This window comes from Lysinibacillus sp. 1 U-2021 (assembly GCF_029916965.1).
Classification (GTDB): domain Bacteria; phylum Bacillota; class Bacilli; order Bacillales_A; family Planococcaceae; genus Lysinibacillus; species Lysinibacillus capsici.
The window spans coordinates 2,202,538-2,215,224 of record NZ_CP123966.1 but is presented as its reverse complement, the minus strand read 5'-3'; the positions used below and the strand labels follow the sequence as shown (position 1 = coordinate 2,215,224).

Annotated in this window: 13 protein-coding genes; 6 read left to right on the top strand and 7 right to left on the bottom strand. The window is 33.5% G+C overall.

Going from position 1 to position 12,687, the window contains the following annotated elements:
• Nucleotides 1-235 precede the first annotated feature (235 nt).
• Nucleotides 236-415, bottom strand: a complete 180-nt coding sequence (locus QH639_RS11215; RefSeq protein WP_048393711.1) for a hypothetical protein — start codon at nt 413-415, stop codon at nt 236-238.
• A 241-nt stretch (nt 416-656) separates the two neighbouring features.
• Here QH639_RS11215 and QH639_RS11210 point away from each other — a divergent pair, with 241 nt between their 5' ends.
• The 4 genes from QH639_RS11210 to QH639_RS11195 all read left to right on the top strand — a co-directional run bounded on the left by QH639_RS11210 (nt 657) and on the right by QH639_RS11195 (nt 5,360).
• Nucleotides 657-878, top strand: a complete 222-nt coding sequence (locus QH639_RS11210) for a hypothetical protein (protein ID WP_131520449.1) — start codon at nt 657-659, stop codon at nt 876-878.
• A gap of 149 nt (nt 879-1,027) precedes the next feature.
• Nucleotides 1,028-1,549 carry a DinB family protein gene (locus QH639_RS11205; RefSeq protein ID WP_131520450.1) on the top strand — a complete coding sequence of 174 codons (522 nt, stop codon included), beginning with the start codon at nt 1,028-1,030 and terminating at the stop codon, nt 1,547-1,549.
• Between the two features lie 433 nt (nt 1,550-1,982).
• Nucleotides 1,983-3,935 (top strand): lipoteichoic acid synthase, encoded by a 1,953-nt coding sequence (gene ltaS, locus QH639_RS11200; protein ID WP_131520451.1) that lies wholly within the window; start codon nt 1,983-1,985, stop codon nt 3,933-3,935.
• Nucleotides 3,936-4,721: 786 nt separating this feature from the next.
• Nucleotides 4,722-5,360, top strand: a complete 639-nt coding sequence (locus QH639_RS11195; protein WP_066036529.1) for an NAD(P)H-binding protein — start codon at nt 4,722-4,724, stop codon at nt 5,358-5,360.
• Between the two features lie 148 nt (nt 5,361-5,508).
• On the opposite strand, the gene QH639_RS11190 is transcribed toward QH639_RS11195, so the two are convergent.
• Both QH639_RS11190 and QH639_RS26500 read right to left on the bottom strand, forming a co-directional pair.
• Entirely contained in the window at nt 5,509-5,697 is a 189-nt protein-coding gene (locus tag QH639_RS11190; protein WP_131520452.1) for a hypothetical protein, read from the bottom strand.
• A gap of 335 nt (nt 5,698-6,032) precedes the next feature.
• Nucleotides 6,033-6,230, bottom strand: a complete 198-nt coding sequence (locus QH639_RS26500; protein WP_048395072.1) for a YjcZ family sporulation protein — start codon at nt 6,228-6,230, stop codon at nt 6,033-6,035.
• Between the two features lie 391 nt (nt 6,231-6,621).
• Here QH639_RS26500 and QH639_RS11180 point away from each other — a divergent pair, with 391 nt between their 5' ends.
• Both QH639_RS11180 and QH639_RS11175 read left to right on the top strand, forming a co-directional pair.
• Nucleotides 6,622-7,152: a sigma-70 family RNA polymerase sigma factor gene (locus QH639_RS11180; RefSeq protein WP_048395075.1), complete on the top strand. Its 531-nt coding sequence runs from the start codon at nt 6,622-6,624 to the stop codon at nt 7,150-7,152.
• Nucleotides 7,153-8,148, top strand: a complete 996-nt coding sequence (locus QH639_RS11175) for a DUF4179 domain-containing protein (RefSeq protein ID WP_237898322.1) — start codon at nt 7,153-7,155, stop codon at nt 8,146-8,148.
• 180 nt (nt 8,149-8,328) lie between these two features.
• On the opposite strand, the gene QH639_RS11170 is transcribed toward QH639_RS11175, so the two are convergent.
• The 4 genes from QH639_RS11170 to QH639_RS11155 form a co-directional block, all read right to left on the bottom strand.
• Nucleotides 8,329-9,819 carry a serine hydrolase domain-containing protein gene (locus QH639_RS11170; RefSeq protein ID WP_281116061.1) on the bottom strand — a complete coding sequence of 497 codons (1,491 nt, stop codon included), beginning with the start codon at nt 9,817-9,819 and terminating at the stop codon, nt 8,329-8,331.
• Nucleotides 9,820-9,989: 170 nt separating this feature from the next.
• A complete protein-coding gene (locus QH639_RS11165) occupies nt 9,990-10,718 on the bottom strand; it encodes a hypothetical protein (RefSeq protein ID WP_281116060.1) in 729 nt (242 codons plus the stop codon).
• 41 nt (nt 10,719-10,759) lie between these two features.
• Nucleotides 10,760-11,113 carry a hypothetical protein gene (locus tag QH639_RS11160; RefSeq protein ID WP_281116059.1) on the bottom strand — a complete coding sequence of 118 codons (354 nt, stop codon included), beginning with the start codon at nt 11,111-11,113 and terminating at the stop codon, nt 10,760-10,762.
• 370 nt (nt 11,114-11,483) lie between these two features.
• The gene (locus QH639_RS11155) at nt 11,484-12,488 is read right to left on the bottom strand and encodes a nucleoid-associated protein (protein WP_066036525.1); all 1,005 of its coding nucleotides are present in this window, start codon (nt 12,486-12,488) and stop codon (nt 11,484-11,486) included.
• Nucleotides 12,489-12,687 lie beyond the last annotated feature (199 nt).

Sequence of the window (12,687 nt, the reverse complement as noted above, 5' to 3'; positions counted from 1 at the left end):
ATAGATTATCAATAAAAGGTTAAAATTAGGTTAAAAAACATAAATTTACTTTTTTGTTTTAATATATAATATACTGGCGATGAGATAAGTTAATTAAAATAATCTGTATTTAATAATAGTAGAAAGACCACTCCATGATGGGTGGTCTCAATCTTTAAATAGGGTTACATGATGTGGAGAAAATGAAAAAAGACCACCTCTAATAGAGTGGTCAAAAATACTAACTTTTCTTACATTATAATGAAGTTGACTTACCTTTTTTCTCATCCATAATAAGGTCTTCTTCACGTTGTGGGCGTGGGGCTTCCGTATATTCTTTGCGCCCATTAGGTTTTTTTGGGTCTGCTCCACTAGCAAATGATTGTTTTGTTGGCTCGTCTGTTGCAAATTCTGTATTTTTTTTGTCTCGTTTCATGTCGACACCTCCTCAAGATATTATTTATCTTATCCAATAAAATATCCCTTGTTTATTTCTATTTCATCCTTAAAATTTCAGATTACCCCAAGACTATGTAAGGTAAATTTGGTAGGAAATTTCTGATGTTTGGCTTTTACATAAAATAATTGATTTTTTAGAAAAAATGAATTTTTATGTTAAAATAAACCAAAGAAAACATTTAAGAAAAGTATTGGCGCTCTGATGGGAGGTTGAACAGATGGATGAGAAGAAAAAGGGGAAATTACAAATCCTCGTAATAATTTTAATGATATTACTTTTGGTTGCAATATTTGTTGTATTTTTCATAGGTAAATATATGGTGGCATTTGTTTTATTTGGAATTTTTATGCTAATACTAAATTTTATTAGTAGCTGGAAAAACCTAGATAATGCAGATTACGTTTATAGAAAAATTCATAAGAGTAACCAGAAATGGTAATTACTAGACATTTAGCTTAGGAATCTTGTTATTCTTATGTTACTTGTAGTGCTTATTTGGATATCTGAAAAGAGCAAAGAAGGGATCCTCACTTTATATGAAGAAATAGTGAGTTATAATATTTTTTCAACAACTACGGAGGTGCTTTTTTGCAAACATTTTTTAAATATAATTGGCTAGTTCGGGAAGGTTGGTTTCGTTGGTGTGAAGAGTTGACTGAAGAAGAACTTTTGCAAAACCGAACTGGAGGAATGGGCAGTATATTACACACACTTTTCCATATCATTGATGTTGAATGGAGTTGGATTCGTCTTTTACAGGGGAAAACAGACTTTCAGGAGAGCTTTGATGAATATAATAGCTTGGAAAAGGTTCGTAAATTGGAAGCTGCATTTCATTTAGACGTCGAAAGCTTTGTAAAGCAATGGGATGATAGTATGGAAGAGCGAATACTTCATAATCCATTAGCCGATGGTAGTATGGAGACGCATACATGGGGTGAAGTCATTCGTCATACCATTGCACATGAAATTCACCATATAGGACAATTATCAATTTGGGCAAGGGAAATGGGGAGAGCGCCTGTTTCTGCCAATCTAATCAGAAGAGGTCTTTCTTCATCATTGAAAGATTCAGTAGGTGCTCAAATAAATAAAGAAACGTTTAAATAGAATGAGAGACACTGTAGAAATATATATATGCTAGAAAAATGGTGCAATAAAATCCAATTGTTTATCAGCTAAAAGTGAATAGCATACCAGATTATCTTCCAATTCATTAGAATGGAAGATTTTTTGATGCCCAAATGAGAAAAATTGCGAGGCAGATTTCATGAAGGCATTTACTTATGGCTTATAATATCCAGTAAATTTTAGTTAAACACTAATGTTTACTGGGTATTTTTTGGACAATATTTAGGTTAATTAGAAATATTTATATGAAGAATAGCTAACAACTTGACAGAAGTTTAAATGGGGAGTACTATACATTGGTCGCGAAAAAAGCTATTGTAACGTAACATTTTTTAACGTGCCATACAGTACTTATCAGTTAAGTTCATATATAACTAGATTTTAATTTAATCAGTAAAAGGTAGGTGCAAAAATGAAAAATCTAGCAAATAAAAAAGATAACCTATTACAAAACTTTTTAGGAATTTATATAGTAGCAGTATTAATGTTATGGATTAAAACATACATCTCTCAACTATCACAATTTGACTTAGGTGTAGAAGGAGTCATACAACAATTCCTTTTACTAATAAATCCACTAGGCTCAGCAATGCTATTTCTAGGATTTTCATTTTTATTTAAAGGTAAAAGAAAATACACATCACTCGTTGTTGTCTACACTTTAATGTCTATTGTTTTATATGCCAATATTGTTTATTACCGATTCTTTAGTGATTTCATTACATTACCTACACTTTCTCAAACGCAGAATTTTGGAGATTTAGGTGGTAGTGTTCTTTCTTTATTAAAGCCTTATGATATCTTGTTCTTTGTGGATGTAATGGTTATGTTTTATCTACGATTCTCTAAAAAAATCCAAAAAGATACCAAACGTTTTGGCTATAAAAAAGGAATGGCAATCATTGCCTTTGCATTAGCGGTATCAATCCTTAATTTAGGACTAGCTGAAACTAATCGTCCTCAACTATTAACACGAGGTTTTGATAGAAACTATATTGTGAAATATCTAGGGATGTATAACTATACGATTTATGACTCAGTTGAAACGATGAAAGCCTCTTCTCAGAGAGCTTTGGCGGATAGTAGTGATATTACTGAAGTAATTAACTATACAAAGTCAAACTATGCCAAACCAAATGCCCAATATTTCGGTGCAGCAAAGGGAATGAACGTTATCTATTTACATTTAGAATCATTCCAAAACTTTTTAATCGACTATAAATTAAATGGTGAAGAAGTAACACCATTTTTAAATTCATTAGCAAAAGATAAGAATACATTGTATTTTGATAATTTCTTCCATCAAACAGGTCAAGGGAAAACGTCTGATGCAGAATTTATGCTTGAAAATTCTTTATTTGGATTACCACAAGGATCTGCTTATATTACAAAAGCACAAAATACGTATCAGGCAGCTCCTAGTATTTTAAAAGATTATGGTTATACATCAGCTGTATTCCATGGTAATAACGGAAGCTTCTGGAATAGAAATGTAATTTATAAATCATTTGGCTTCGACAAATTCTTCGATGCTAGTTACTATAACACAGGGACTTCCGAGGACATGGCTGAATATGGTTTGTTAGATAAACCATTCTTTGAACAATCTCAAAGTCTTTTAAGCTCCTTACCACAACCTTTTTATACAAAATTAATTACGGTAGGGAATCACTATCCATATAAAATGAATCAAGATTTAGTGACAATTGATAAAGCCAATACGGGAGATGCAAGCGTTGATAATTATTTCCAAACAGCTCGTTATGCAGACGAAGCAATTCAACAGGTCTTCCAGCAATTAAAGGAATCAGGATTATATGATCATTCAATGATTGTTCTTTATGGTGACCATTATGGTATTTCTGATAATCATAATAAAGCGATGGAACAAGTCATTGGAAAAGAGATTACACCATATGAAAGTGCTAATTTACAACGTGTACCATTATTTATACATGTTCCAGGCATACAAGGTGGGACCAACCATAGCTATGGTGGCCAAACAGACCTACTGCCAACGTTATTGCATTTACTAGGAATTGATTCACAACAATTTGTTCAATTTGGTTCAGACTTATTATCAGAAGAGCATGATGAAATTGTACCATTTAGAAATGGCGATTTTGTCAGCCCTACGATTTATTCAATTAATGAAAAATATTATGATAATAAAACAGGCTTACCATTAGACGACAGTCAATTAGAGGAAGCAAAGACGATTAAAAATGAAGTAGATCATAAATTGGCGTTATCTGATAGAGTCGTGAATGGTGACCTATTGAGATTCTATACGCCAACAGGTTATACGCCAGTTGATCCTTCTCAATATAATTACTCTCCTGATGAAAATGTAGAGTCTAAATAATTTAAGGCGGTTCAAGGAATTGTGTACGATATCAAAGTCTATAGGATATCATACCATTACCTTGAATTGCTTTTTTATTGGTCATTTTTGAATAAGTATGGCAATACCAAGATTTTATATTCTCCTTAAGGTTCAAATAGAAAATTGGACTAACAGAAAAAGCGATTCAAATCCCTTAATAGTAAGGATTTGAATCGCTTTTATTAGTAAGGAGAGGACAAACATGATGGCACTCATCATCCTTACTTATTTCTTTTTAAAGAATAATTTAGATGAAAAAAGGAAAGAAATAGGTGTAAATTTGAGGAGTTGATCGGGATGGAATTTTATAAAGACATAGTCATTTACTGTTATAGTTGTCGTAAAAAGACTGTGTTTACATGTAAAGATACACATGAAAAAAAGGGTGTCGATAGTCACTGCAGTGAATGTACAGGTATTTGGTTTGAATGGCAAAACCGAGCTGTCGAGAGAGAAATGGAGAAGTGGATTGCCTATAATAAAGACTTAGTAAATAATATAAATCACTGATCTATTTTTTTACACAAGAGTTAAGTTGAATACACCTAAAAAGCGTATTATCAAGTTAGTACGATGAGGCATTGAAGTGCCATTTTCTTTTAAGAGAGTGGTTCTTTTTCTTTTGCTTAGACAAAAGCTCTAGCTAGAATAAACAAAATTACTATTTCTTTATCTCATTTGATAAAGAGAGGTGAATAATCGAATTATTGAATCTAAACCATGATTTGCCCGTATACATATTATTATGATAATTAGGGGGGCATCATGGACGTTTATAAAAAGATAGCAATTATCGGGGGAACAGGTAAAGCGGGGCGTTACATTGCTTCTAAAGCATTAGAGAAAGGGTATCACGTACGGATGCTTGTTAGAAACCCAGAAAAGTTAGTTTTCAGAGACAGTAGGATTGAGGTAATAGAAGGAAATGTACAAAATATCGAGGATCTTCAAAAGCTATTAAAAGATTGTCAAATCGTTATCAATACTTTTGGTCAACCAATGAAAGAAAAACCGATTTATAGTAAAGTAACGGAAAATATATTGGGAGTCATGTCTGATTTACATATGGATCGTTATATTGGGGTAACGGGTGGATCGCTAACCATTGCTGGAGATACAAAGAGTATTATAAATAGAATGGGTGCAAAGATATTTGAAATTATTTATTCAAAAATGATGATGGATAAGAAAAAAGAATGGCATCTCCTTAGCTATAATCAAGTAATCAAATGGACACTAATTCGGCTTCCATTTATCGTAGAGGGAGATGAAGTAGGGTTCATAAAGGAAAATCTTGGAGATATGCCAGGTACAAAAATAACAAATCGGGATATAGCTACATTCATCATTAACCAAATAGAAAATCAAAAGTATGTACAAAAAGCACCGTTTATCTCCAATTAATCTAATTTAAAGGAGAATGCCACTTGGAGAGGGATAGGGTCAGCGCCTCAACTAAATGACTTTATCCCTTTTGAATGCCCAACAAAATTTTCCTTTGCCTCAATCATATTGGTACAAAAAATCAAATGACATCCTTTTGAGCAGTTTTTTAATTAAAACCTTCTCCAATAAACCTTCCAACTCCTCTCAACAACCAATAAATGATTCTAAATGGGAGGAAAAGTAATTCTTGTATCCAAATTAGTACATCAAGAAATAAGTCAATTAATGAATATTGATCTTTACGTCTCTTATCTCTTCTCTTTTTGTTTTTCCTTCCTTGCAACCATTCTCTCACATTACTTGACCCCTTTTACAAAAAAGTGCTGGCTTTTCTTAAGTAAGTATACGATTCATTGCTTTAGGTGGTTTCATTTTTAAAAACTTTATGATGTAAAAGCGGATATGGGGCGTAAATGGGAGTAAAAATGTTGGCTTATTATATTTCTTTAGCGATGTGTATTACCGCAAATGTGAGAAATGGAGAATTTAAAATTAAATAAGGTGAAAGACAAGCAGGTTTAAAAAAGGGTCACATAGGCTGGAAGTGACCCTCTTTGCTGTGGATGTATCGACATTAATGTGAGCTGCTATTAATGAAGATCATCCCTTTTTCATGTTTATCAATAACTATTAATATTCTTTTTGCACGAATGTTGCTCCGACAATAATGAGAAGAATGAATAGCACAACGATTAAAACGAATGTTGAACTATTGTTTTTGCCGCCATAGTCCATGCCACAACAACCCATACTATAACCGCCGCTATAGTCATTACCATAGCCTCCATAACAACAATTGAAATTACCCATGTTTCCAAAGTATCCCATCAAGATCTCTCCTTTCTTCAGTTTATTGTATGAATGCCGTTGAAAGAGAAAAGGGTATTCGTCTAATGAATCGTATTTAGGTAATTTTAAAGAGAATCTTGGGTGAAGGATGGATGAGTATCACTAAACACTTGATAGGATGAAACTCAAAGGCGCTTGTTACAGCCTGATGATTAGTTGTCAATCCAGTCCATAAGATAAAAAATAATTTTTTGATGCATGATGATGGAGCGGGTTTGAAACAGTAAGTCGATGTTTTTCCGTTTCTATTTTTAGCTACAATGTGTTGCGGAAAGGAATCATTTGTTTTTTTATTTAAATAATGTGAGAGTTTTCTTTCATTTGCTCGTTATTACTTGTAGAGAAGAAAGGAAGGAGGTTTTCTAACTTCGTGTATTCATTAATTAATCAGCTACAAAAAAAAGATGAACAAGCTTTAAGAGAAGTGATTAACAAATATGGAGGTTATGTTAAAGCCATTGTAGTGAAAGTGTTACAGCCCAATCAAACAGCTATTGAAGAATGTATCAACGATGTATTTCTAACCATTTGGCAAAAGAGTATTCAATTTACTGGCGATGAGATTGATTTTAAAAAATGGATTGGCGTTATTGCAAAATATAAAGCGATTGATACATATAGAAGCCTTCAAAATAAGCCTAAAACAGTCGAGTTACTTTCATCAATTTCAAATAGCAAGGATCTACCAGAAAGAATCGTAGAACAAAAAGTACAAAAAGAGCAACTATTTATCAGTATTTTAAATTTAAGTAAAAACGATCAGGAAATTTTTCTCTTGAAATACTACTTAGGATATTCCAACGGAGAAATCGCTGAGATATTTGGTCTATCTAAATCAGCTGTAGAAAATCGTTTATATCGAGGTAAGTTAAAGTTAACAGAAGAGCTGGGAGGTATCTAAATGAACGAAAAGGACTTCATCGAAATAGATATTGATGAGATTGAACCAATTGAATTATCTGATTGGGAAAAGATTAATATTGAAAAAAGTGTTTTACGGTCATCTTCAACCAAGAAGTATGTATTTAAAAAATGGAGGTGGGTTAGTATTGTCGCCATGCTCACATTTATTTTTGCTAGTAGCAGCATTTGGCTACCTGTAGTGGCTAATCGAGTACCAATTGTACAGCAACTATTAAATAGCAATGATAATCCCCAATTACAAGTATTTAGTGATAATGCATCAACCATCAATCAAATAGACGAAAGTAACGGAACCTTCATTGAATTAGCTGAGGCTTTTTTCGATGGAACGATTGTATCGGTTAGTTATGAAATGAAACACGAACAATCGATAGATGAACCCCCTCTATTTTGGAAGGGCGATTTAGAAGGCAACGGAAACAAGCTAGACGTACTTAGTCATCAAATCGTTAAAAAGAATGAGGCTACTTGGATTGGTATGTTTACAGCGAGAATTTCAGACAAAGTAATTGATGAAAAGATAAATGTTCAATGGCGTCCTCAAGATTTTATAGGTATTGAAAATACGACTCTTGTAGAAGGAGCTTGGGACTTTCAGTTAGAACTTACACCAACCCGAGCCTATTCAAGAAAAGTAAATATACCCTTTGGTAATGATCAATACCAGTTATTTTATAATCAAATAACAGAGGGAAAATATATAACCACTCTTTATTTTGAGGGAAATCTTGATTGGGAGACAGAATTTTTAATGGTAGACATAAAAGATAATCTTGGAAATGTATATGAAAATGTAGGAGCAACAACTATTAAAAGCGGTTCTGGGCGAGTAAATGGTTATGTTGAGGTTTTTATACCTGATTCTACTATTCGAACGCTAATCATTACACCAACTATAAGAATTGTTGATGAAAAAACATTAGAGCGGAAAGAGTTTGTTCCGCTCCCAAGTATTAATATTTCTCTAAAATGATATGGTCTGTTCCTACAACTCTTTCCAAAGGGCTGAAGGAATCAATTCTTACCTACAAAGATGGATGTAGTTGCAATGAATGATACAGGTCAGCATCTTTACCTTTAGCTCATATCACGCAGTATTCAATCAAGATAGCGTTATTAATTGTAGCTAAATATCTTTTAAACGATTAAATTTTTAATTCTTTCTTTTAGTACCAATCATCATAAAGCCTAATAATAAATATAGAAGACTGGCCGAAATGGAGCTATACAACAGGAATGTAATAGAAGTTGGTGCCCAAACTTCAATAAATGTCCAATTTAAGCCACCAAGTAATATGTTAGGCGTGATAAATAGTGCTGTCAGCATTGTCGCCACAAGTATAGTATGGGCAGATAATAACAATATTCTTTTGTAATTTAGATTTGCCATACGACGTTGTTTTTTATAAAGGCTGCGTATATTTTGAACGAATAGATAACAGAACATAATGCTGATTGCGATGATGATAGCACATATGATTGTTACAATTTTATCTAGCTTTTGATAGCTGCTGATATGTTGCATGTCAATCGTTTTGCCCTCCCATAAATCCATGACACCTTGTCCAATCGCTGTTGTAGAGCTTGTATTCATATTGGCTAAAATAGCCACGCCGATTTGTTCGTCAGGTTGCAAAATGAAATACGAGGAAAAGGTTGGATTCTCACCAGCATGGTAGATATATGACTTTGTGTCCTTTTTCACAACGGCCCAACCGTTTGCATAGTAAGTATTCGTATCAAAAGGCTCCACTGTTAGATCTGGAGTTTGCGATTCTTGAATTAAATTGTTACTGATTGAATAGATATCACTGTTTCCTACCTGTAATTTTAACCATCTGGCTATATCATTAGCATTACTGATGATATAACCAGCGGGGATATTGCCACGATAGATAGGTGGTATGTATCGCTGCTCTCTCATTAGACCTATTTTATAGCCAGAAGCCATATGTGTGGCATGTACTTGATGAATTCCTACTAAAGATTGATGCATACCAACAGGTTGTAAAATTTTCTGTTGAATATACTGATCGAATGGCTGTTTTGCAACTTGTTCAATGACGAGGCCTAAGACATCATAGTTGATGGTTGCATACTCAAAAGAACTCCCTGGTTGACGATTTAGTGATTGATCCAGCAGTGTTTTAACAGTTAATTCAAGGGCATTATCCGCTGTGCTTTCTGGGATTTGAGTAATGGAATTTGAGGGAATTCCGCTAGTATGAGACAATAGCTGCTGTATTGTCACAGCCTGATCCTCGCCTTTATAGGTTAATGATAACCAAGGGATATACTTTCGGACATCATCTGACCGTTTTAACAAACCTTGTTTTTCTAATTGTAAAATAGCGAGTCCTGTAAATGCCTTAGACGTGGAGCCTAACTCAAAAAGAGTATCAGAGGTAACAGGTGTTTTTGTTTTCGTATCTGCAAAGCCAAAGCCCCGTTGATAGACGGTTTTCCCTTTATCAACAATAATTACTGAAATTCCTGGGATTTTACTAATGGTTTGCTGCTCCTTAATAAACTGATCAATTTTACTAATTGTATCATTTGATGCTGCGTGTCCAAATCCGGGTGTGAACGTAAAAAATAGTAACATTACTGTCATCATCACCGATTTCTTCATGAATAATGTCATGTTGTTTTTCTCCTTAGAACGTAATGTGCTTGTGGCAACATGGTTTACTGTAACAAGAAAAATAAGGGTAAACCATCGATTAACATGACTATTTCCGGGATAACATGACAAAATTGTCACTTCAAAAAGGGCCACTCCTAAAACCAATAGGAGGGCCCTTGAAATTTTATTTAATTTGTTTCTGGCTCTGGCGTAAAATCCTGACCGTTAAATGTTAATTTAGATGGTGAGATAAGAATTTCTCTGTTCGCTTCGTAGTAAGGGTCTAAAACTTTATAAAAGGCTTCCCATTGCTCGCCAGCTTTTTCATCTTCACCCTTTTGTTCAAGGGCAACTGCTTCTTCATAGTGTTGCTTTAATTTTGCGTAATCCGCATTACTAATGCTGAATTCGATATCTGCCATATATTCCTCGAAGGGAACTGGTTTAAAGTGTGGGCGAAGTATTTCATAGAATGCATCCCATTTCTTCATGGCCAATTCTTCGTCTTTATCTTTTTCAGCTTTTTGTGCCTCTTCATAGAGCGTTTTAAGTTTTGCAAGTTCCTCTTTTGTTAAATCGACGTTCATATCCGCCATATATTCTTCAAAAGTTAAAGGTGGATATAATTCTTGGTAATAAGGTTCAAGAATAGTGAAAATTTTATCAATGTTTTCTGATGCCTCATCCGTTTTATTTTCTTTTACATACTTAATCCAGTTACTATAAAGTGTTTTTAGCTGTTCTTTATCTTGTGCTTTGATAACAATATTTTTTTCAGCGAATGCAGCTTCATTAATAAATTCTTCAAAAGGCTCAGGTTGCCAATTTGCTAATTCGTAAGGTCTTGTGATGTTATCCATCGCCTGATAGATTCGTTCCATTTCCTCATAATTCTCTTCTTTTTCAGCCTTTTTCATGTCAGAAAAGAGTTTCTCTAGTTGGACTAATTCTTCTTTTGTTACTTCTTTAGGTAAGCTTTTTTATAGACGGCAAAGGTAAAGAAATCTGAGTAATCTTTCACAATACTACCCTCAACTAAAATTTCTTGCCCCTCGGCTAGCTTTAACTGCTCAATTTGTTTATCTGAGAAATTGTGTAAACCGATGTAGTAGTTTTTTCCATCTGTTCCTTTAAGGGTAATGCTGCCGCCATCAAAATATTTAATGGTACCTGTTATTTTTTGTTCTATTTGAATCGTTACATTATTTGTTGTATCAACAGCTGTTGCACCAGCTTGAAGCGGTGTTAATACAGCCATCCCTAGTGTTAATGCTGAAGCTAATAGCCATGTTTTTTTAGCAGGTTTTTTCATATTTATCAATTCTCCTTTAGGTTAACTTCTGTTACCAATTATTAGACGTTTTACCAATTGAAAAAGTTTTAACTTTTTAAAAAAATTTTTAAGAAATTAAAGAGTGGAGGATTCATGATAAGACTCACTGTTTTAGTATCTGTAGTCTTTGAAAAATAGCTATTATTTACAGCTCAGACCATGCAAAGGGTTGATTAGCGAAGCAAAGATTTACAAGGATTAGTGCGCTTCCAGAGAAAATTCATGGGCACGAACTAAGGCATTATTGCAGCTTATACTGTTTTAAGCTCTTTTTCTCCTAATTGAAGATTTTAGGAGATCTAATGTTTAATCTCATAAGATAACTTACATCCGTTTAATCCAAGCTCTTCTACTGTTCATCCTGGAAATAGATTTTATAGAATTTGCGATTCGTTGCCTCATCATAGCCAACTTCGATTAATTCATCTATTTGGTCAATATGTTGGATATTTACTTGGATTTCAATATTGGAATCCAGTTTGATTTTACGTTTGTATTTCTTTTCAGCCTTTTCTAGCGCACTATCAGAAATGACAGTTTCATAGGGTTTGACCGAATTAATGATGATATCTTTTTGCGTAGTGTCCGCTTGCTCAAAAACAGTATCAATATAATGATTTACCTGAAACTCCTCTTCATTTCTAAAGTAATCCAGTGTTTTATTCAAGAGGCCAAGTTTTTCTGTGCTTGTATAATTTTCTTCCTTTAAAATGAATTTTTTACATTCTGTTAATGCTAAATGGGTTTTATAATAATGCTCATCCGCTGCCTTAATTTTTAAAAATCGTTCTTGCCAATAAACTATATCTTCTTTACGTTTTGTTTTAATATACACGGCAGGAGATTGATCTGGTCCCATATCAACAATAATAGCCATATTATTAATTTTCTTAACGTTAATGCCATCCACGCCGTTCACGATCATTTGATTGTGTTCATTTTTCACATCTAAAAACATTTCTTTTTCATCAATTTTGACAATAGCGATAATCTTTTTAGCCTCATTTAATAGTAAACAATTTTCAAAAAGGCCAATAAACAGTTCTCCGCTTTTGATGTTAGGATGCTGTGACACACTATGTAAGTGCTTGGCAATATTTTGTGAATGTTCTAGGAAGTTACTTCCCTTTTCGAAAATAGCTCTCGAATACGTAAAAACTTCATGGAGTGCAAGATTGCTTTCATGGAAAAATTCATATTGCTGTTCCACATCAATTTTACTAAAAGCGAGCTGTGTAAAGGCTGCTTCTAACATGACCTCAGGTTGTGAAAAAACTTCTTCTCCTAAAATAAGCGTCTCACTCAAAAAATGCAGACTATATTGTGTTAATTTACTTTCACTGACTTCTAGCATAAATTTCACCTTCTAATTTTTCATAGTAGCTAGTATACCATAAGCTAAAGATTGCTTTTATATGTACCAGTACTCATTTGAGGCTGGTTTTTTTATGGTCACCGAATAGTTAGTGTCTTATTATGAAAGAATGTTGAGGATTGGAAGTTTAAAATACTGCTGCTTAGATAAAGATAAAAACATGTAGGGATACTCTGTA